General features: G+C 66.8%; 22 protein-coding genes. 10 read left to right on the top strand and 12 right to left on the bottom strand.

Annotated features, from left to right (window positions below; all coding sequences use genetic code 11):
- Window positions 1-212: 212 nt before the first annotated feature.
- From BMY29_RS00175 to BMY29_RS00160, 4 genes are all read left to right on the top strand, one after another.
- Window positions 213-851 carry a ribonuclease H family protein gene (locus tag BMY29_RS00175; protein WP_049991663.1) on the top strand — a complete coding sequence of 213 codons (639 nt, stop codon included), beginning with the start codon at window positions 213-215 and terminating at the stop codon, window positions 849-851.
- 157 nt (window positions 852-1008) lie between these two features.
- Entirely contained in the window at window positions 1009-1467 is a 459-nt protein-coding gene (locus BMY29_RS00170) for a DUF2240 family protein (protein WP_049991664.1), read from the top strand.
- A 23-nt stretch (window positions 1468-1490) separates the two neighbouring features.
- The gene (locus BMY29_RS00165; protein ID WP_049991665.1) at window positions 1491-1895 is read left to right on the top strand and encodes a DUF7993 family protein; all 405 of its coding nucleotides are present in this window, start codon (window positions 1491-1493) and stop codon (window positions 1893-1895) included.
- 192 nt (window positions 1896-2087) lie between these two features.
- A complete protein-coding gene (locus BMY29_RS00160; protein WP_049991666.1) occupies window positions 2088-3047 on the top strand; it encodes a bile acid:sodium symporter family protein in 960 nt (319 codons plus the stop codon).
- A 41-nt stretch (window positions 3048-3088) separates the two neighbouring features.
- On the opposite strand, the gene BMY29_RS00155 is transcribed toward BMY29_RS00160, so the two are convergent.
- The 4 genes from BMY29_RS00155 to BMY29_RS00140 all read right to left on the bottom strand — a co-directional run bounded on the left by BMY29_RS00155 (window position 3089) and on the right by BMY29_RS00140 (window position 5984).
- A complete protein-coding gene (locus BMY29_RS00155; RefSeq protein ID WP_049991667.1) occupies window positions 3089-3748 on the bottom strand; it encodes an HAD family hydrolase in 660 nt (219 codons plus the stop codon).
- A gap of 96 nt (window positions 3749-3844) precedes the next feature.
- Window positions 3845-4213 (bottom strand): methylglyoxal synthase, encoded by a 369-nt coding sequence (locus tag BMY29_RS00150; protein WP_049991668.1) that lies wholly within the window; start codon window positions 4211-4213, stop codon window positions 3845-3847.
- A gap of 100 nt (window positions 4214-4313) precedes the next feature.
- On the bottom strand, window positions 4314-5159 hold the full coding sequence (locus tag BMY29_RS00145) for a phosphosulfolactate synthase (protein ID WP_049991669.1): 846 nt from the start codon (window positions 5157-5159) through the stop codon (window positions 4314-4316).
- 105 nt (window positions 5160-5264) lie between these two features.
- Complete coding sequence (locus tag BMY29_RS00140; protein ID WP_049991670.1) at window positions 5265-5984, bottom strand: SDR family NAD(P)-dependent oxidoreductase; 720 nt, start codon at window positions 5982-5984, stop codon at window positions 5265-5267.
- A 175-nt stretch (window positions 5985-6159) separates the two neighbouring features.
- On the opposite strand from BMY29_RS00140, the gene BMY29_RS00135 reads away from it, so the two are divergent.
- A complete protein-coding gene (locus BMY29_RS00135; RefSeq protein WP_049991671.1) occupies window positions 6160-6372 on the top strand; it encodes a heavy-metal-associated domain-containing protein in 213 nt (70 codons plus the stop codon).
- A 51-nt stretch (window positions 6373-6423) separates the two neighbouring features.
- Here BMY29_RS00135 and BMY29_RS00130 read toward each other — a convergent pair whose 3' ends face one another.
- Window positions 6424-8709 (bottom strand): heavy metal translocating P-type ATPase, encoded by a 2286-nt coding sequence (locus BMY29_RS00130; RefSeq protein WP_049991672.1) that lies wholly within the window; start codon window positions 8707-8709, stop codon window positions 6424-6426.
- Window positions 8710-8847: 138 nt separating this feature from the next.
- On the opposite strand from BMY29_RS00130, the gene BMY29_RS00125 reads away from it, so the two are divergent.
- Complete coding sequence (locus tag BMY29_RS00125) at window positions 8848-9645, top strand: class I SAM-dependent methyltransferase (protein WP_049991673.1); 798 nt, start codon at window positions 8848-8850, stop codon at window positions 9643-9645.
- 15 nt (window positions 9646-9660) lie between these two features.
- On the opposite strand, the gene BMY29_RS00120 is transcribed toward BMY29_RS00125, so the two are convergent.
- The gene (locus BMY29_RS00120; protein ID WP_049991674.1) at window positions 9661-10542 is read right to left on the bottom strand and encodes a halocarboxylic acid dehydrogenase DehI family protein; all 882 of its coding nucleotides are present in this window, start codon (window positions 10540-10542) and stop codon (window positions 9661-9663) included.
- Between the two features lie 122 nt (window positions 10543-10664).
- On the opposite strand from BMY29_RS00120, the gene BMY29_RS00115 reads away from it, so the two are divergent.
- The gene (locus BMY29_RS00115) at window positions 10665-11357 is read left to right on the top strand and encodes a haloacid dehalogenase type II (protein ID WP_049991675.1); all 693 of its coding nucleotides are present in this window, start codon (window positions 10665-10667) and stop codon (window positions 11355-11357) included.
- A 28-nt stretch (window positions 11358-11385) separates the two neighbouring features.
- Here BMY29_RS00115 and BMY29_RS00110 read toward each other — a convergent pair whose 3' ends face one another.
- Window positions 11386-12408, bottom strand: a complete 1023-nt coding sequence (locus BMY29_RS00110) for an NAD(P)/FAD-dependent oxidoreductase (protein WP_049991676.1) — start codon at window positions 12406-12408, stop codon at window positions 11386-11388.
- Between the two features lie 388 nt (window positions 12409-12796).
- Between BMY29_RS00110 and BMY29_RS00105 the strand changes: the two genes are divergently transcribed.
- Window positions 12797-13216, top strand: a complete 420-nt coding sequence (locus BMY29_RS00105) for a VOC family protein (RefSeq protein WP_049991677.1) — start codon at window positions 12797-12799, stop codon at window positions 13214-13216.
- Between the two features lie 104 nt (window positions 13217-13320).
- Here BMY29_RS00105 and BMY29_RS00100 read toward each other — a convergent pair whose 3' ends face one another.
- The 3 genes from BMY29_RS00100 to BMY29_RS00090 form a co-directional block, all read right to left on the bottom strand.
- Window positions 13321-13893, bottom strand: a complete 573-nt coding sequence (locus BMY29_RS00100) for a hypothetical protein (protein ID WP_143067634.1) — start codon at window positions 13891-13893, stop codon at window positions 13321-13323.
- A gap of 190 nt (window positions 13894-14083) precedes the next feature.
- Window positions 14084-14509 (bottom strand): EamA family transporter, encoded by a 426-nt coding sequence (locus BMY29_RS00095; protein WP_049991693.1) that lies wholly within the window; start codon window positions 14507-14509, stop codon window positions 14084-14086.
- 325 nt (window positions 14510-14834) lie between these two features.
- Window positions 14835-15107 carry a hypothetical protein gene (locus tag BMY29_RS00090; RefSeq protein WP_049991679.1) on the bottom strand — a complete coding sequence of 91 codons (273 nt, stop codon included), beginning with the start codon at window positions 15105-15107 and terminating at the stop codon, window positions 14835-14837.
- Window positions 15108-15360: 253 nt separating this feature from the next.
- On the opposite strand from BMY29_RS00090, the gene pyrF reads away from it, so the two are divergent.
- On the top strand, window positions 15361-16164 hold the full coding sequence (gene pyrF / locus BMY29_RS00085; RefSeq protein WP_049991680.1) for an orotidine-5'-phosphate decarboxylase: 804 nt from the start codon (window positions 15361-15363) through the stop codon (window positions 16162-16164).
- On the opposite strand, the gene BMY29_RS00080 is transcribed toward pyrF, so the two are convergent.
- A complete protein-coding gene (locus BMY29_RS00080; RefSeq protein WP_049991681.1) occupies window positions 16161-16469 on the bottom strand; it encodes a hypothetical protein in 309 nt (102 codons plus the stop codon). The genes pyrF and BMY29_RS00080 overlap by 4 nt on opposite strands.
- 43 nt (window positions 16470-16512) lie before the next feature.
- A complete protein-coding gene (locus BMY29_RS00075; RefSeq protein WP_049991682.1) occupies window positions 16513-16692 on the bottom strand; it encodes a hypothetical protein in 180 nt (59 codons plus the stop codon).
- Window positions 16693-16896: 204 nt separating this feature from the next.
- On the opposite strand from BMY29_RS00075, the gene BMY29_RS00070 reads away from it, so the two are divergent.
- Window positions 16897-18552, top strand: coding sequence for a GTPBP1 family GTP-binding protein (locus tag BMY29_RS00070; protein ID WP_049991683.1), 1656 nt, complete (start codon window positions 16897-16899; stop codon window positions 18550-18552).
- Window positions 18553-18608 lie beyond the last annotated feature (56 nt).

Genomic DNA, 18608 nt, shown 5'->3' with positions numbered 1-18608 from the left:
CATTCTACACCGATATATAGGTATTGTGACACAAATAAAATCGGATGAAATACCGGAGATAGTATTTCTCGTTGATTTGTGTATTCTCCAACCAGAATTTTACCTAGCTAGATTGAATCGCTCTGGACCCGATCGACGATCCTATTCGTTCAGCCGTGGCATTCGTTACCACGGACAGAATAGTTAAGGTGGCGAATCACTTATTCGATTGTATGGCCGCTCACGGCCGGCCCGCACTGCGGGACCTGTTCGACGAATCGCCCACGCCCCACATCGCCCACCCTCCCCGGACTCATCATCGAGACTTCTACGTCGCCACCGACGGGTCTTTCCGGGAGTCGGGCGGCGGGCTGGGCGCCGTAATCGAAACGCGCGACGGCACCCGTGTCGCACGCGTTGCGACCGCGGACGCGCCGCCGGACAACAACGTTGCCGAGTATCGGGCGCTGCACCTCGGCTTGGACGTCCTCGCCGCGCGTGCACCGCGAGACACATCTGTCGGCGTCCTCATCGACCACGACGCGCTCGCCAGCAACGTCAACAGCTCCATCCTCGCGACACAGCATCCGGACGGAAAATCGCCGCAGCCGGTCTCCGTCCCGACCGCGACGCGGTATCACTGGCGCGGCATCCAAGCCCGACTCAACGGCTTCGACGAGGTCCGAGCGGCCCGCATCGATAGCGATCAGAATCCCGCCCACCCGCTCGCGAACGCGCCGGAGCAATACCGCCACGTCAACCGCGAACCCGACCGCTGCGTCCTTCCGGAAACCCCGGACCCGGCCGCAGCGGAATTTCCGCCGCCGTCCCGCGCCGACCGCAACGGCGGCGGGGGACGCGCCTCGGACTGATCTCCGGGCCTCCCACACCCGGTAGCCGGCGGTCGATCGGGCGATCAGCCCGCGGTCGACCACCGTTTTCCCCGACTCGCGGACTCGCGAGTCGACGTCACCCACGGATCGGCCGGAACCGCCATCGTTATCTCACCCCTCGAGAGAGTCGTCTCCGATGAGCCTTCGCGTCGCGGTCGCCGCCCCGTTCATCCAGAACGGCACCCGTCGCCTCAAGGAAAACGAGTTCGTCGTCGCCCTCTCGCTCGATCGCGACTGGTTCTCCCCCGACCAGTCCAAGCGGCTGATCGACGTCGCCACCCAGGAGGGACTGCTCGAGCGCGAGGACGACGCCCTCGCGGTGACGTTCGATCCCGCCGAAGTGACGGTTCCCGAGGAGTTCGTGCCCGACGAGGACCTCCTGCGCGAGCGGTCCGCGTTCGAGCGCGTCCTCGATTCGCTGGTCGCCGAGGGCGTGGAGAAACACGAGGCCGTCGGCGCGATCAACACCCTTCAACAGGAGTTGGGGTTGACCATCGAAGCCGCCGCGGTCGTCTACGCCAGGCGGGAGGGACTCGACGTGGACGACCTGGTGCCTGTCGCTCGATCGGCCGTGCTCGAAGCCGAAGAGAGTTAGTTCCCGAACCCCGAGCGTCGGGCATGGTCGAGGACCGGATCACCGACGGCCGGCGGATCGCTGAACTCCTCTCGAGCGAGATCGACGGGCGGGAGGACGGCGAACTCGAGTATTTTGCGGTGACGAACGCCGATCGCGACGTCGAACCGACGGCGGACGGCGCTCGGGCGTACGATATCGCACACGACGACCGTGACGAGCGGATTGCTCGCGCCTTCGTCCACGAGGACCGCGCTCACATCGAGTTCGCGGCGGCCCAGGACGTCGCGGCCGACGCGGCGTCGGACCTCGAACTTCGCGTGCGACCGAAAGCGACGACGCCGCCGCGAACGCTCGTGTTCGTCGAGAGCGGGGCCGAGGTCAAGCGGGCGACGGACGTCCTTCAGCGCGTGAGCCGCGCGGTACGCGAGGCGGACCAGTCGCTGTAGCTAGTAGCACGGTTTCTGTGTTCGAAATCGGTCGTGGAACTCGCGGGTAGTATCGACCCTGATAGCGGCAGCGCTTGTCGTGGGAGATGTTCCCACTCAAATTACGGGCGACTGTCTGGTTGAATCTGGCTGAAGAGCGCTTGAAAAGACCTATATCCCCCGTTTCGAATATTCGCGGCTATCGACCGATCAATGAATCATTTCCGGACTCTCGTTCGATCACAGCGGTCGCTGTTCGTCGTACTGGCCGCCACGCTCGCCGGCGTAGCGTATCCCGCGTTCTCCGCCCCCCTTCAGCCGATACTCCCGATTCTCGTCGCCGGACTGGTCTTCACGGCGTTTTACGGGTTCAGTTTCGCCGATCTCTCGGTGCGGGCTCTCTCGATCCCAATCATCGCCTCGCTCGGCTGTCTCTATCTGCTCGTGCCGATCGCGCTGTACCCGATCGCCGCCCTGGTTCTCTCCGGGGACGTCTTACTCGGCGTCCTCATCGTCCTCTCCGCACCGCTGGCCGCCGGCAGTTCGATCATCTGGACGCGCCTGAGCGGGGGAAACGCGCTCCTGGCGACGGTCATCGTCCTCGCTTCGATGCTCCTCGCGCCGCTCGCGATGCCGACCACTATCGCGCTCTTTGCCGATTCGCCGGTCGACCTCTCCGCCGCCGAGATGATCGTCGAACTCGGGACTATCATTCTGGGCGCGGGAGTGCTCGCACGTCTCGTCCCGAACGGGACCGTTTCCGACGGCCAATTGGACGGATTCTCCGTCGCGACGCTCGGGATCGTGATCTACGTCGGCGTCGGGGATTCCACCCTCTCCGTCGACGTCTTTCAACTCGCGATCGTCTGCGGTATCGCGATCGCGGCACTGTGTCTCAGTGCGGGGATCGCCTACGCGTTGTACGCGCGTGGATTGCGGAGCGACGAGTGTCTTTCCGTGCTCTTCTCCAGTTCGATGAAGAACCTGAGCGTATCGGTGATGGTCGGGGCGGTGTTCGGTGGCGGGGCGATCATCGCCAGCATAACCGCATTTCACGTCGCCCAGCAGATCGTGAGTAGTTCGCTCGTTCGGCACCTCGATTCGACCGCCACCAGCTCCGCTACCTCCGCACAGTCGTCAGAGCCAGTCTCGGCGAACCAGCTCGGCGACTAACGGATACTGTCCGTCGCGCGTGGACTGCTACTCGAGCCGGCTCAATCGAGCTCCGCGACGAGCTCCGGCACCGCAGTCGCGACCTCGGCCTGGTCCACGTGCGCGACGGCCCGCGGGTCCGGCCCGGGTCCGTCCGCGAGCAGCACCTGAATCGCGGCCATGCCGACCTCGGTGGCGCCGCCGATGTCGGTCTCGACGTCGTCGCCGACGTAGACCGCCTGGTCCGGCACGACGCCGAGTTCGCTCGCGATCGCCTCGAACGCCCGCGGGTCCGGCTTGCCGGCCGCGAGCTCGCCGGTGACGAGGGCGGCGTCGAACGCGTCTTCCCAGCCCAGCGTCTCGAGTTTGTCCCGCTGGGCGCGCACGGGGCCGTTCGTGAGCAGGCCGACCGCGTACTCCTTCCGGAGGGCGGCGAGCAGGTCCTCGACGCCAGGCAGCGGTTCGAGGGCGTCGGCGATCGTCTCGCGGTAGGCCGTCGCGACGGCGGCGGGATCGGCGTCGCTCTCGCGGTCCGCCAGGAGGTCGGCGAAGATGGGCTCGCGCGTCTCGCTGGTGAGGTTCTGGCGGTGGGCCTCCAGGTACTCCTCGCGGGTCAGCGAGGGCGCGCCCGCCGCCGACGCGGCCTCCGCGAGGATCGTCGCCCGATCGCGGCGGGGAACGGCGAGCGTGTAATCAAGGTCGAAGACGACCGCCCGTATCATAGACGTCACGGGGGGCTCGACCCGGTTGAAGGTATCCCTTCCCGCTGAAGACGGGGCGATCGCGACGAGTCGGTCGTCAGCGACGACCCGCTCGGCTTACTCCGCCAGGCCCTCGATGAGAAACTGCGCGGACGCGAGGTTCGTCGCCAGCGCGGTGTCGTGGACGTCGCAGATGCGCAACAGCGCCGAGATGTCGGGTTCGTGGGGCTGGGCCCGCAGTGGATCGCGGAGGAAGACGATTCCGTCGAGTTTCCCCTCAGCGACCTCCGCTCCGATCATCAGGTCGCCGCCGAGCGGGCCCGACTCCTTGCGATCGACGTCGAGGTCGGTCTCCTCCAGCAGCCGTTTGCCGGTCGTCCCGGTCGCAGTCAGTTCGTACTCGCGCAACTGCGTCTCGTGCTCCTGCGCGAACTCGATGAGATCCGGCTTCTTCTCGTCGTGGGCGATCAGCGCGACGCGCGTCATAGCGGACGATCCACCCCCGGGCGGATAACGCTAGGCCGTCGATCGGCAGCCCGACGGGTAACTGGGGGTTCGGTTCCGGATCGAGGCGAGCGATCCGCGGCTACTCATCGGGACCGCGCTCGTACGAGGCGACCCGTCCCCACGAGGTCGTCTTCCCCCACAGCCCGGAGCGCAGACATTCGAGTTCGACGATCTGAGAGTTGTCGACGAACAGGTTCACGTTCGGCCCGAAGTTCTTGAGATACCACTCGAACATCTCCGGTCCCGGGGCCTCGAAAACGCAGTTTTCGATGCCGAGTTCGCTCGCGATCTCGTAGACCACGTCCGTCCGCCAGTCAGTGACGTTTTCCGTGATCCCCTCGGCCTCGACCATCAGCTTGTACGCGCCGGCGTCGAGGTGGCGCCGTCCCTCCTCGATCGCCAGGCGGGGATCCTGCTGTACCTCCGAGAGGAGTTCCTCTTCGCTCGAGGCGCCGCCGGCGCCGAACTGGACGTTGATCTCGGGTTTCGGTTGCAGGCCGCGGTCGGCGACCAGTTCCGTGAGCGCGACCAGGTCGTCGGTGTCGATGGCGAGGAATCCGGACGAAATCTCGACGATGTCGAAGCCGAGGTCGTCGGCCTCTTCGACGTACGCTTCGACCTGATCGTTGTCCCGGACGAGCACGTTCTCGACGAACCCGCCGGTGGAGACCTGCACGTCGTGCTCGTGGCAGATCTCGTTGAGTTCCCGGACCGTCTCGCGGTCCATTAGGGCGAACGAGCCGCCGGAGTACTTGTAGATGTCTACGTACCAACCCATCGTCTCGAGGATATCTCTGAGTTCGCGCGGCCCCATCGGGTCGTAGTAGGGGCCGCGGATCTCGGTGATGCCTTTCTCGCGGGGCTTGTCAGGCCGGTGGTTGACGTGCAGGAAGTCGAACGCGCGGTCGAACGGTCGCTCGGTCATACGCACCGCTATGCTAACCGAGAGCATAGACCGGGGACGGTGCAAGCGCAGGCACCGGGTGCTGCCGGTACGGTCACGGGCCGCGACGGCGGCTCCAGCGCCCGCTCAGAACTCCTCGACGTGCGGCCGGAGATCGAGTTCGAGCGTCCAGGCCGACCGGTCCTGGGTCACCAGGTGCCAGTAGGAGTCGGCGATCGCGTCCGGGTCGAGGTACTCGTCCTCGTCGCGGTCGGGCCGGGACTCGCGGACCGACGGCGTCTCGATCTGGCCGTCGATTACGACGTGGGCGACGTGGATCCCCTCCGGTCCGAGTTCGCGGGCCATCGACTCAGCCATCCCGCGGACGGCGAACTTGGCTGCGCTGAACCCGATCGCGCCGCCCCGGCCGCGCACCGCCGATGTCGCGCCCGTGAAGATGACGGTCCCGCCGTCCTCGTCCCCATCCGCGGCGAGCATGTCGTCGACCGCCTCCCGGGAGCACAGCAGGGCGCCGTAGGCCGAGACGCGCCAGGCCCGTTCGAACTCGTCCGGGTCGACGTCCCGGAGCCCCCGCCAGGCGCCGCCGCTGGCGTGATTGACGAGCACGTCCACCGGGCCGAACTCGTCGCGGACCTCGCGAAACCCCGCTTCGACCTGGTCGGGCTCGGTGATATCCGTCGGGACGGCGACAGTGTCGTCGCCGAGGTCCGCAGCCAGGTCGTCGAGGTACTCCGCCGAGCGGGCGAACAGGCCAACCCGACAGCCTTCTGCGACGAATTTGCGGGCGATCGATTCACCGAGACCGGGGCCGACGCCGGCGATGACGGCCGTCTTCGATTGCGCCATGGGACGTGCGACGACGGCGAGTTCCAAAACGTCGGTGGGGGAGGTGGGACTCCGCGTCCCGCGGCCTGGCCCGCCTGGCCCGATCGGGTCCGGCCCGGTCGCGGTCACACGACGGCGGTGGACGGCAGCGAGCGTCGGCGGAACGGTCTTCGGGCTGGACGGCCAACCCGCTCGCATGGAACGCACGACGATCTCCGTCAGCGGCATGTCCTGCGACGGCTGCGAACGGACCGTCGAGAGCGCGCTCGCGACCCTCGACGCGGTCTCGCGGGTCGAGGCCGACCACGAGGGCGAGACTGTCGAGGTCGTCGTCGACGAGGGGGTGACGGACGACGACCTCCATACCACCATCCGCGAGGCCGGCTACGAGGTGCCCGGGACCGCCTAACGAGCGACCGTCACCGATCGGTCCGCGGGTCGCGCGGTCGTCGCGGTCCGATCACGCTACCGGGGAGTCGTCCTCCGAGCGATTCTCTCGGACGGCGAACGCCGCGTTGACCCCCTCGCCCGAGAGCAACTGGCCGGCGAAGCTGTTGGCGAGGACGGCCGAGACCGACAGCACCATCGCGATCATCGCGAACACCGGGTGGACCAGGCCCGTCGTCGCCGCGGCGACGCCGAGCCCGTTGAACGCGAACGCGGCGGCCAGGTTCTGTTTCGTCTTCCGGTAGCTCTCCCGGCCGATCTCGTAGGCGTCGCTCACCCCGCCGAGGCGCTCGCCCACGAGGACGACGTCGGCGGACTCGATCGCGACGTCCGTCCCGGCCCCGATCGCGATCCCGACGTCGGCCTGCGTGAGCGCCGGCGCGTCGTTGATCCCGTCGCCGACCATCGCCACACGGTGGCCCGCGTCCTGCAGCCGACCGATCTCGTCGCGCTTCTCGTCGGGGCGGACGTCGGCCATCACGCGGTCGATACCGACCGCTTCCGCGACGGCCGTTGCGGTCAGTTCGTCGTCGCCGGTGATCATCACGGGCGCGATTCCCGCCGCCCGCAACCGTCGGACGGTCTCGGCGGCGTCGTCCTTGATCTCGTCGCCGATGCCGAGCAGGCCGATCAGCTCTCCGTCGCGCGCGACGCCCGAGACCGTCAACCCGCGGCGCTGGAGGCGCTCGATCTCCGCGGCCGCCCCGGACGCGTCGATGCCGTCGGTCTCGAGCCAGGCGGGCTTCCCGACGAGCACCTCGTCTCCGTCGACCGACGCGCGGACGCCCTTGCCGGTCACGGAGTCGAACGCGTCGGGGTCGACGGAGGATACCTCCCGCTCATCCGCGCACTCGAGGACGGCGTCGGCGAGCGGGTGTTCGCTGAACGCTTCGGCGCCCGTCGCCGCGGCGAGCACGGCTTCCTCGTCGGTCTCGGCCGCCAGCGGCGCGATCTCCGCGACGGCCGGCTCGCCGACCGTGATCGTCCCGGTCTTGTCGAAGACGATCCGATCGACCTCGGGGAGGATTTGGAAGGCGTCGCCCGACCGCAGCAGGACGCCGCGGTTCGCCGCTGCCCCGCCGCCGCGGATGAGCGCCAGCGGCGTCGCCATCCCGAGCGCGCAGGGGTAGCCGAGCACGAGGACAGCCAACGCGGCGAACGCACCCCGCTGAACATTTGGTCCCGTTCCGAACGGCCCGGCCGGCCAGGCGGCCGGGACGACGACCCAGAAGAGAAACGAGAGCGCAGCGATCGCGAGCACGCCCGGCACGAAGTACCTGAGGACGCGGTCGGCAAGCCGGACGATTCCCGGTTTCATCGCGCGGGCCTCCTCGATTTCGTGGACGATCTGGTTCAGAAACGCGTCGGAGCCGGTCGCGGTCACCTCGACGAGCAGCGTCCCGGTCTCGGTGACGCTGCCGCCGATCACCTCGTCGCCAGGCGCCTTCTCCTCGGGGATCGACTCGCCGGTCGCGACCGACTCGTCGACGGTCGATTCGCCCTCGCGGACGACGCCGTCGACCGGGACGTGCTCGCCCGGTTTGATCCGGACGCGGTCGCCCTCATCGATCTCGTCGACGGCGACCTCTTCGACGGTGCCGTCGTCGGCGACGCGGCGGGCGGTCTCCGGCCGCAGCTCGAGCAGGTCCTGAACCGCTTGGGACGCGCGGGTGCGGACGAGCAGACTGGTGTACTCCGAGAGGACGTGGTAGGTGGTGATGAAGACGGAGACGGCGAAGAAGTGCACCGTCGGGAAGGCGGGGAAGACCGCCAGACCGAGGAAACCGCCGAGGAGACCGGCAAGCGCACCGGCCTCGAGCAGGACGTGCTGGTTGAAGATGCCCCGGCGGAGGCTGTTGTACGCCTTCTCGAGGATGTAGCGCCCGGGGCCGACCATCGTTCCCAGCGCCAGGCCCAGCGCGACCAGATCCATCGGTAGCGAGTCCGACTCGAACCGTCCCGTGCCGACGATCATCCACCCCATCAGGGCGGCGGTGAGCGCGGACGCGCCGCCGGCGAGGGCGAGCCGCCGTTTGCCGGTCGCGAGCTCCGCTTGCTGCTCGCGGAATCGCTCCCGTTTGTCCGGATCGCGGACGGTGTAGCCGAGGTCCCGCAGCGTGTCCTTCAGGTCGACCTCGCTCACCCGGTCGTCGTCGTACCGGACCAGCACCTCCTCGTGGGCGAGGCTCACGTCGACGTCCGCGACGCCGTCGGTGCGGTCGTACGCCTTCCGAATGCTCTCGGCGCAGAACGAGCAGCTCATCCCGCCGACGTCGAACTGTTCTCGGGCGGTGCTCATCGGTACTCGCTAGCAGCCCGATCCCTAAAAGCGGCCGCTCGCCTCCGCCGTCGATTCCGCGCCGCCGTGTCCGCCTGGCTCCGGCGCGCACGCCGGCTCCGACAACCGATTTTTGTCCGTGGCGCGCCCACACGGCGTATGAACGACCCGAGCCACTCCGACGACCGATCGACGCGCCACGTCTGGTCGGCCGGCCGATACCCCGCGATGGCGCCGAACATGCTGCCCGCGATCGCGCGCCTGATCAACGTCGCGGGGATCGATCCGGGCAACCGCGTCCTCGACGTCGGCTGTGGGACGGGCAACGCCGCGTTGACCGCCCGCCGCGCGGGGGCCGAGGTCGTCGGCGTCGACCTCGCCCACGGGATGCTCGAACTCGCCCGCGACAACGCCTCCCTGGCTGGCTACGACGACATCGGCTGGCTCACCGGCGACGCCGAGACCCTCCCCGTACCCGACGGCGCGTTCGACGTCGTCCTCTCGAACTTCGGGCACGTGTTCGCGCCGGACTCGACGCAGGCCGGCGCGGAGCTATGCCGGGTGACCAGGTCCGGCGGCCGGGTCTGTTTCACCGCCTGGTCGCCCAACGGCGTCGTCGGGGACCTCACGGAGGTGCTGACCGACCACGTCGCGGAATCGCCGAGCGATCCGTGGTCGCACCTCCAGTGGGGCGACCCCGAGTTCGTCCGCGAACAGTTCGACGGAACGGACCTGTCGTTCCAGCGGCGGCTGCTCGAGTTCCGGTACGCGACGCCGCACCACTTCTGGCGGGAGTTCGCCGAGGAGTCGGGGCCGCTCTCGCCGGTCCTCCGGCAGATGGACGACGACGAGGCTCGGGCCGCGCTCCGCCGGGACGCGGTCGCGGCCCTCGAGGAGTGGTTCGGCGACAACGCGATCCGCGTGGAGTACCTTCAGGTGCGGGCCGTACTCGAGTGAGACGATCGACTCTTCCTACAGCATCCGCTCGCCGGCAACGTCGAGCGTGGCCGCGTAGACGGCGATGGCCGGCAGCACCGTTTCGATGGCGCCTCGATTGAACTGCCGAACGAACTCGCCGAGCTCGTCGATCGTCGCGTCGTCGAACCCCCGCTCGGAGAGCGCCGCCGGCGAGAGCCGCGGCGCGTACGGGAGCCCCGCGAGGTGGTCGTCGACGGCCGAATCGGCGCCGTCGCAGGCGCGCTCGAACGCCTCGCTCTCGAGGACCGGTTCGAGATCGGACCAGGCTGCCTCCAGATAGGGCGGCCACTGCGCGAGGCAGCGGTAGATGCTCGGAAGTCCGCCCTCGAGGCCGTGAAAGTCGCGAATCCCGTCGACGGTATCCGCGAGGTCGTCGGGAACGTCGCCGGGATCGACCATCGTCACGGACCGGCCACGGTCGCGGTCGAGCCACGTCGGCAGGGGCGCCGTCGACGATGTCCCTCTCGGGTCATCGTCTACCGAGTCACCGTTCATCGCCCGATCGCAGACGGCAAACGCGAGCGCGAGCCGCGGCGCCACGATATCGAACGTCGCGAGCTGTCCCCGGAGCTCGCGCCACTCGGCCGGTCGGACGTCGACGTCGACGCGCCGGTAGCGCGGAAGCGCCGCCTCGCCGTCTTCGAGTGCCGAGAGCACGGCGTCCCGGTACGAGACGGCATAGCCGCCGAACGCGCGCGTCTGGAAGAGCGGCTTGAGCTGGCCCCACGCGTACCGCGCGAACGCGGGTTCGTTGGCCGTCAGTGCGCGAAAGAACCAGTTGACGATCGGTGCTCGAAAGGTCGATTTGACGTCCTCGTACAGCCCGCGCTGCCACCCCGTCGCATCTCGTTCGTACAGCTGTCTGCTCCGATCCATACCGCCGACTCGACGCCAATGCCTATCAGTCCCGGGCCGCGTTCGGATCCGAGTCCGCGCTCTGGGACCGGGACCGGACCCGGGCCAAGCTATTTCGAGATCGCCGGGGTAGCCCGACTGCTATGGCCTTCGATCCCGACGCGGTCGAGACGATCGCGTTCGACTCCTACGGCACGCTCGTGGACGTCTCCGCCGTCGCCGAACCGCTCTCGGAGCGCGTCGACGACGTCGATCCCGGCCTGGTCGCGAAGCTCTGGCGACAGCGGTCGCTGGCGTACGCGATGGTCGGCAACGCGATCGGCGAGTACGACTCGTTCTACGAGATGAACCGGCACGCGCTGCGGTTCGCGCTCGAGACGATCGACGTCGCCCTCGACGATGAGGAACGCGAGGAAATCCTTTCGACGTACCACGAACTACCCGTCTTCGACGACGTTCACGACGGCCTCGAGCGGCTTCGAGACGCCGGCTATGACTGCTACATCGTCTCGAACGGCAACGAGGAGATGCTCGAGTCACTACTCGAGCACGCCGATCTCGGCGACCGAATCGAAGACGCGATCAGCGCCGACGAGATCGAGCAGTTCAAACCGCAACCGGAGCTGTACCGCCACGCCGCCGATCGAATCGGGACGCCGGTCGAGGAGATCGCCTTCGTGGCCGCGGGCTGGTGGGACGTGCCAGGCGCGATCAACGCCGGGATGCAGGGCGTCTGGATCAACCGGCAGGACACGCTCTGGGGCCCCTACGAGACGGAGCCCGAGCTGACGATCGAGAGCTTCCACGAGCTGGCGGACGAACTAGAGACGGCCTGAGCGCGACGCTCGTCCGCTCAGGACGGTCTCAGTCGTACGTGTGGAACGCGACGGCCTGCTCGAGCAGTTCGTCCGGAATGCCGGGTACTTCCTCGTCGCGAACGGGGCCGGCGGTCTCCATCTCTTCGATATCTCGCGGAAACTCCCGCAGAACCCAGTGGATCGCGATCCCGGTCTTCGCGCCCTCGCCCAGCGCGATCGGGACCTGGTTGTGTCCCGGCGTGACGTCGCCGACCGCGAAGACGCCGTCGACGCTCGTCCGCCCGTGGTCGTCGACGACGATCGTCCCGTCGTCGTTACGTTCGCAGCCTAGATCGGCCGCCAGGCCGTTGTTGTACTCGGAGCCGTACATCGCGAATCCGCCCCTGTACTCGCGGACGCTCCCGTCGGCGAACTCGAGTGCCTCGAGCCAGCCGTCCGCGCCGTTGCGGACGCCGGTCACCGCCTCGCTGACGACGTCGATCGGATGGTTCTCGAGCATCGAGGCGGTTTCGTCGCTCCATTCGGGGTCGCCGTCCCGTGTCAGCAGATCCACGTCGTCGGTGAAATTCAGCATGATCGCGGCGACGTGGGCCGCGCTCTCACCGGTCCCCATCACGTAGACCGGCTCGTCGACGAACATGTACGCGTCGCAGTGGAGGCAGTAGTGGAGCCCGCGGCCGGTCCGGGGGAGCGGCGGCTGCGGCCGCACGTCGTCGAACCCCGTCGCGATGACGACGCAGTCGGCGACGTAGTCCGCGTCGGCCCCGCAGACGCGGAACCGACCGTCGTCCGTCTCGCCGGCCGAGGAGACGAAGTCCCGAAACACGTCACAGCCGTAGGACTCGAGCTGCTCGCGGCCGGTCTCGAGCAACTCGTTTCCGCCGGTCTCCTCCGGAACGCCGACGAGGTTGTGGACGTCCTCCATCATCGCCGCGCGGCCGCCGCCGCGCTCGACGAGGCCCGTCGCATGGCCGAGTCGCGTCGTGTAGAGCGCGGCCGTCAGCCCCGCCGGGCCGCCACCGATCACGACGACGTCGTACTCGCGCTGGTCGGTCGAATCACCGGACATGGGACCGCCTACGCCGCCGAGCCACAAAGCGTCTACAGTGGGTGTGCGATTACGACGCACGTCCGCGGGTCACTGAGACCGTTCGGAACTGGCACCACTCCTCTGAGCGATCGATCCGGCCTGGCAGCGGCGACGGTTCCCGACGCGGTCGCCGACCTCCCCCGAGCGCTAAACTCGTGTTGACGGTGCTCGACCCCGCCTCCTCGAGGAGCCCCAGACCCGCGGGGCCAGCCCGGCGCCGGCACCGTCCACCACGTGGCGTTCCGGACGACCGTCCGGCCGTGGACGCCTGATTCCGCCGGTCACCGGCTCCGCCGGACTGCCCCGGTCGCCCGGGAGGCGGCGAGCAGCCGGAAGCGTTTTTCCCCCGCGCTGGCACGACCGAACCATGGCAGACCTCAGCGCACACCACGTCGGCATCACCGTCGCCGATCTCGAGGAGACGCTCGCGTTCTACCGTGACGTCCTCGACCTCTCGGTCATCGACCGGTTCAGCGTCGGCGGCCAGGCGTTCGCCGACGCCGTCGACGTCGCGGGCGCGAGCGCCGACTTCGCCCACCTCGAGGCCGACGGAACTCGCATCGAACTCGTCGAATACGAGCCCGAAGCAAGGGGCTCCCCTGCGGCGGGGCTCAACCAACCGGGCGCGAAACACGTCGGCCTGGCGGTCGACGATCTCGACGCCTTCTACGAGGCGCTTCCCGACGACGTGTCGACGATCAGCGAGCCGCGCACGACCGAAAGCGGCACGTCGATTCTGTTCCTGCGCGATCCCGAAGGGAACCTGATCGAAGTACTCGAAGCCTAACAGGAGCGAAGGGCACGGGCACTTTCTGCGGAAAAACTCGCGAACCACCCGTTACGTGCAGGGAAGATGTGGTACGATGAGCGTCCCTATTCAGGAAGTCCGTTCTACACCAACTTCCTGCAATCATCGCTCTCGAGTAGGCCGCCGGAGATGAGGAGAAAACGGGTGGCGATTAGCCGGTTCGGGGTTCGACGAACGTGACTACCTCGTCGACGAACCGGCCTGGTGCGGTGTGCACCGCCATGTGTTGTTCCCCCTCGAAGGTAGCGATCCGGCCGTTCGGAAGCGCCTCGTGAACCGCGTCCGTCGCGTCTCTGTGAGGGGCTCTCACTGCCGGTCAACAATAAGGTCGGCGCGGTCACGTCTGCAAACCGGGCCGCATCGAACTCGTACGCGCTGATCGCCCGCAACTCTCGGGGAAGCGTACGGGCTGCGTCTACCATCTCCCGCCAGATCGGCGTCGCGCGAAGCCCGTCGAGTTCGTCGGGTGGGAGACCGGCGAGGTCGCGTTCGAACAGTACGAGCGCCTGCTCGTTTTCCCCGCGTTTCACCATCGTCTCCATCTCGGCGATGTCGAGTTCGTTGTCGCCGACCTGAATCGGCGGCTCGTACAGGATAAGGGCACGGAGGGTATCGGTTCGTATAATCGAGCTTACGGCCTTCACCCTCGGGGTCAAGCCCCGAGGCACTCGGCCTGCTTTTTCTGTAGGGACAGATGAACCAGCAACGTGACGGATTCTACTCCCCCTGATCACTACTAAGAACAACGTTTTGGAGGGGCTACTCGTGTATTCTTCCGAGTGGAAGGCGCGCCTTGACTCATTTTTTGGAGTACTATCTCATTTCCAATAATTCAGTAAGATTGATCTATCTGGTAACCAAGACGACCCCGATAACTGCGAACGCTATCCCGGCAAGTCTCGTTATCGTAACTTCGTCTCCGAGGACGACCATACCGATGATGGCCGCGATGACGAAGTACATCGCACCGAGAGTAGAGACGATTGCTGTTGACCCTCCGGAGAGGCCGACGTACATCGAAATAAGGCCTATTCCGGTGAACAATCCGGCTGTGCCAGCGAGCAGTCCTCCTTTCGCAGTAATGGCGAGCGATGCGTCTGAAACGAGGATGAATCCGAGTGCAAGGGGTCCCGCAACAAGATAGGAGATCGCGGCGGCCGTCCTCGGATCGATGGTCTCTGACGCAGCGTTGCCCAAGACTACCCAGATTCCCCACGTTACCATTGTAATCGAACCAAAGAAAACAGCGGAATCTATCTCGGGGAAACCCATCAGTGTGCAATCTACATCGCCCTCGAAAAACACCTCTCCCTTCATTATCTGCAATTCTTAAACACCCTCTGTTCAAGAATAGAGCACGTTAGTGCGCTGTATATGCAGCACGGCTCGACAAACATCATCCATATCTGATAGATATTTCGCCGTTCAGTTCGCACACGTAGTTATCGAACTGCCCGATTCAGTTTCAGACATGATTCTAAATAAAGAAATCGCGCTACTATTTACTGCTAAGGGACAGCCTGAGACGAACGAAGCGGGCGGAGCAAACAGAACGAACGAAACCGGTATGAGCCCGGCAGTAACGGATCGTGCCGCGTCAGTCTTGATTACAAGCCAGCGTCGATCGCACTTGCTCGACGTCCCCGTCGCATTCGGGACAGGTCTGTTTCTCGGCGGCGATGTAGACGACGCTACACCGCGCGCAGTGGAAGAGGTTCCCGGATGCGGTCGCCTCCTGTTCGGGTTCGGCGTCCGCTGTTTGATCGTCTCCGGGCCCGTCCCACCTCGCGTCCGTCGGCTCCAGGAGCGTCGACCGGACGTGCTCACGGAGGCGGTTCGAGAACGATGTCGAACGCTGTCGGATGTTCATAGGTGATGTAACTGGCATACGGAGGAAGTAGCTGATGTCTAAAATATTTGGAGCGTGATCGATCGTAACCAGTCACATGCTGTGGCTTTCGAGACCGGCGATGAGTCGTCGCGAGCCCCGTCCGACGCGGAGCCGCGACCGATTCGTCCGAGACAGCGGCCGCAATGGGAAACCGAGGAGAAGCGAAGTCGACGCCATCGACTGCGGCCGACGGGATAGCAACCTTTTCGACCGTCGCGGGGCCACTCCCGGCATGAACTTCTTCGATCGTCTGCACGACCGCATCCGATCGGTCGATAGCGTCGTCTCGGTCGGCCTCGATCCCGACCCGTCGCGCGTCCCTGATCACCTCGACGAGTACGACCTCCCACGGTGGGCCTTCAACCGCCGGATCATCGACGCAACGCACGAACACGCCGCCGTCTACAAGCCCAACGCGGCCTTCTACGAGGACCCCGACGGCTGGGCCGCCCTGGAGGAAACGATCGCCTACGCCCACGGCAAGGACGTTCCGGTCCTGCTGGACGCCAAACGCGCCGACATCGGCAACACGACCAGGCAGTACGCGCAGATGCTCGAGAAAGTCGACGCGATCACCGTCAATCCCTACATGGGTCGGGACTCGCTGCAGCCGTTCCTGGCCGACGAGGAGTCCGGCGTCTTCGTCCTCTGTCGCACCTCGAACCCCGGCGGGGCCGACCTCCAGGACCTCGAACTCGAGACCGGCGAATCGGTCTACGAGCGGGTCGCGGCCCTGGCGGACCTCTGGAACGAGAACGACAACGTCGGTCTGGTCGTGGGCGCGACCCAGCCCGAAGAGCTCGAGGAACTGCGCGAGCAGGTGCCCGACCTGCCCTTCCTCGTCCCGGGCATCGGCGCGCAGGGCGGCGACGCCGAGGCCGCCGTCGAGTACGGGCTCGCCGACGGCGTCGGCCTGGTCAACTCCTCGCGGGGGATCATCTTTGCGGGAGAAAACGACGGCGAGGACTTCGCGAAGGCGAGCGGCCAGGCGGCGAAGCAACTGAAGGCGCGATTGAATCAGTATCGGGGGGACTAGCGGTCCGTTTCCGCGCCGTTACTTCCGGACGTTGACGAGCGACCGAACTCGGGGTCAGTGTCGGGAGCGGCGACGACCCGTCCGGCGATTCGATCATCGACCACGCGGCCGACGATTTCGACCGGAACCGGCTCCGTCGGCGGGCGTTCGTCGAGTCGATCCAGTCCCTCGACGACGGCGACGTCCATCGGGCTGGCGTCGTTCGGGTGCTCGGCGACGAGGAAGCCGTCCCGTTCCTCGAGCGCCAGGCGATACGTCTCTCCGACGCCGAGGGTCTCGCCGAGTAGGTCGCGGATGGAGGTCACGGTCTCGAGTCTGTGCTGTGCCGTTCCGATTCGAATGATCGACCTAGAATCGATTGATCTCCACGTCGTCGTTGTCGGGCCCCGGCTGGGCCTGCGAGGCGCAGTCGGCGCACAGCCCCGCGCTCTCCTCGTAGTGGACCTCGCAGGCGAGCGTGCCGCAGTTCGAACACTGCTCCTGTGCGGGCCGGGACTCACAGATCTGGCAGAGGCCGCTGATGCTCATGCCTCTCGTAGGGCTTCGAGGGCCTTGAAACCGGGCCCGGAATGCGTCGACCGCTGAGATCCCCTCGAGCTTCGATTTGCTCCAGAAAGGCGCGACCGCACGGTCGATCGACGCGGCTCGTCGTTCCGCCGGACCGAATTGTGCTGTGACAATAATTGACAATGTACGGGAAGGCTTTTGCCGTGTCCCCCATTAACGGGGGACATGAGCCGTGACCGGGCCCTTCTGGAGCGGGCCCTGGACCGTGGCGAACAGGACGGTGGCAACGTCGAATTCAAAGAGCGGTTGTCACGAGACGTCCACCTCGAGGGCGGACGGCGGGAGAGCCTGGCCGCCCAACTGCGACACCGCCTGCTCTCGGGCGACGGCGAGGCGACGTACGTCGTCGGCGTCACCGACGACGGCGGCCTGGCCGGCGTCGATCCCGACACCTTTTCCGAGACGATGGACGTCCTCTCCCTGCTGGCCGAGGAGGCCGACGCACACATCGAAGACGTCCAGACCTGGGGCGTCAACGGCGTTTCGGACGCCGCGGAGTCCGAAGCAGACCGAGCGTCGGAGACGTCCGGGCGTGGATTAGTGGGGGTCGCGCAGGTCCGCGAGGGCGGCGTCCTCGAGACGGACGACGAACACGTCGTCGTCGGCACGGCGGGCCACGTCGACCACGGGAAGAGCACGCTCGTCGGCTCGCTGGTGACCGGGAAACCGGACGACGGCGACGGCGCGACCCGCGCGTTCCTCGACGTCCAGCCCCACGAGGTCGAGCGTGGCCTCTCGGCCGACCTCTCCTACGCCGTCTACGGCTTCGACGACGAGGGCCCCGTCCGCGTTCGCAATCCTAACCGCAAGGCCGACCGCGCCGAGGTCGTCCAGGAGGCCGACCGGCTCGTTTCCTTCGTCGACACCGTCGGCCACGAGCCCTGGCTCCGGACGACGATCCGCGGCCTGGTCGGCCAGAAGCTCGACTACGGCCTGCTGGTCGTCGCCGCCGATGACGGCCCGACGCGGACGACGCGGGAGCACCTGGGCGTCCTGCTGGCCACCGACCTGCCGACGATCGTCGCGATCACGAAGACGGACCTGGTCGACGACGAGCGCGTCGAGGAGGTCGAACGCGAGGTCGAGCGGCTCCTCCGGGAGGTCGACAAGTCGCCGCTGCGGATCGCCCGCCACGGCGTCGACGCCGCGATCGATGAGATCAGCGAGCGGGTGGTCCCGATCGTCGAGAGCAGCGCCATCACGATGGACGGCCTGGGCACGCTTGACGAACTGTTCGATCGGCTCCCCAAGACGGCCCAGGACACCGGCGAGTTCCGAATGTACGTCGACCGCAGCTACTCGGTGACCGGCGTCGGCGCGGTCGCCTCGGGAACGGTGATGGCCGGCGAGGTCGAGGCCGGCGACGAACTCCTGATCGGTCCCATGCCAGACGGCCGCTTCCAGGAGGTCGAGGTCCGCTCGATCGAGATGCACTACCACCGGGTCGACAAGGCCCAAGCGGGCCGGATCGTCGGCATCGCTCTGAAGGGGATCAAGGAGAGCGCCATGGAGCGCGGAATGGTCTTGCTCCCGCGGGACGCGGACCCCGAGCCGATCCGCGAGTTCGAGGCCGAGGTGATGGTGCTCAACCACCCGACCCGTATCGGCGAGGGGTACGAACCCGTCGTCCACCTCGAGACGATCGGCGAAGCCGCCGCCTTCTATCCCGAAAACGGCCGGCTGCTGCCAGGCGACACGGGCAAGACCACCGTCCGGTTCAAATTCCGCCCGTATCTCGTGGAAGAGGGCCAGAAGTTCGTCTTCCGCGAAGGTCGAAGCAAGGGCGTCGGAACGGTAACTGACGTCCACCCCGCGGACTGATCCACTCGGGTCGTCCGATGGAGCCACCGTCCGGGTAGCTCGCTCCCTCGCGGCCG

The sequence above is a fragment of the Natrinema salifodinae genome (genome assembly GCF_900110455.1).
GTDB lineage: Archaea > Halobacteriota > Halobacteria > Halobacteriales > Natrialbaceae > Natrinema > Natrinema salifodinae.
The sequence above is the reverse complement of the archived record's forward strand: the minus strand, read 5'-3'. Positions and strand labels throughout refer to the sequence as shown.

Coding starts and splice junctions, on each gene's coding strand:
- pyrF (WP_049991680.1), top strand. CDS start 15,361: ATGAACTTCTTCGATCGTCTGCACGACCGCATCCGATCGGTCGATAGC.
- BMY29_RS00135 (WP_049991671.1), top strand. CDS start 6,160: ATGGAACGCACGACGATCTCCGTCAGCGGCATGTCCTGCGACGGCTGC.
- BMY29_RS00140 (WP_049991670.1), bottom strand. CDS start 5,984: ATGGCGCAATCGAAGACGGCCGTCATCGCCGGCGTCGGCCCCGGTCTC.
- BMY29_RS00075 (WP_049991682.1), bottom strand. CDS start 16,692: ATGAGCATCAGCGGCCTCTGCCAGATCTGTGAGTCCCGGCCCGCACAG.
- BMY29_RS00120 (WP_049991674.1), bottom strand. CDS start 10,542: ATGGATCGGAGCAGACAGCTGTACGAACGAGATGCGACGGGGTGGCAG.
- BMY29_RS00110 (WP_049991676.1), bottom strand. CDS start 12,408: ATGTCCGGTGATTCGACCGACCAGCGCGAGTACGACGTCGTCGTGATC.
- BMY29_RS00150 (WP_049991668.1), bottom strand. CDS start 4,213: ATGACGCGCGTCGCGCTGATCGCCCACGACGAGAAGAAGCCGGATCTC.
- BMY29_RS00145 (WP_049991669.1), bottom strand. CDS start 5,159: ATGACCGAGCGACCGTTCGACCGCGCGTTCGACTTCCTGCACGTCAAC.
- BMY29_RS00115 (WP_049991675.1), top strand. CDS start 10,665: ATGGCCTTCGATCCCGACGCGGTCGAGACGATCGCGTTCGACTCCTAC.
- BMY29_RS00090 (WP_049991679.1), bottom strand. CDS start 15,107: ATGAACATCCGACAGCGTTCGACATCGTTCTCGAACCGCCTCCGTGAG.
- BMY29_RS00095 (WP_049991693.1), bottom strand. CDS start 14,509: ATGGGTTTCCCCGAGATAGATTCCGCTGTTTTCTTTGGTTCGATTACA.
- BMY29_RS00165 (WP_049991665.1), top strand. CDS start 1,491: ATGGTCGAGGACCGGATCACCGACGGCCGGCGGATCGCTGAACTCCTC.
- BMY29_RS00175 (WP_049991663.1), top strand. CDS start 213: ATGGCCGCTCACGGCCGGCCCGCACTGCGGGACCTGTTCGACGAATCG.
- BMY29_RS00070 (WP_049991683.1), top strand. CDS start 16,897: ATGAGCCGTGACCGGGCCCTTCTGGAGCGGGCCCTGGACCGTGGCGAA.
- BMY29_RS00160 (WP_049991666.1), top strand. CDS start 2,088: ATGAATCATTTCCGGACTCTCGTTCGATCACAGCGGTCGCTGTTCGTC.
- BMY29_RS00130 (WP_049991672.1), bottom strand. CDS start 8,709: ATGAGCACCGCCCGAGAACAGTTCGACGTCGGCGGGATGAGCTGCTCG.
- BMY29_RS00155 (WP_049991667.1), bottom strand. CDS start 3,748: ATGATACGGGCGGTCGTCTTCGACCTTGATTACACGCTCGCCGTTCCC.
- BMY29_RS00105 (WP_049991677.1), top strand. CDS start 12,797: ATGGCAGACCTCAGCGCACACCACGTCGGCATCACCGTCGCCGATCTC.
- BMY29_RS00170 (WP_049991664.1), top strand. CDS start 1,009: ATGAGCCTTCGCGTCGCGGTCGCCGCCCCGTTCATCCAGAACGGCACC.
- BMY29_RS00125 (WP_049991673.1), top strand. CDS start 8,848: ATGAACGACCCGAGCCACTCCGACGACCGATCGACGCGCCACGTCTGG.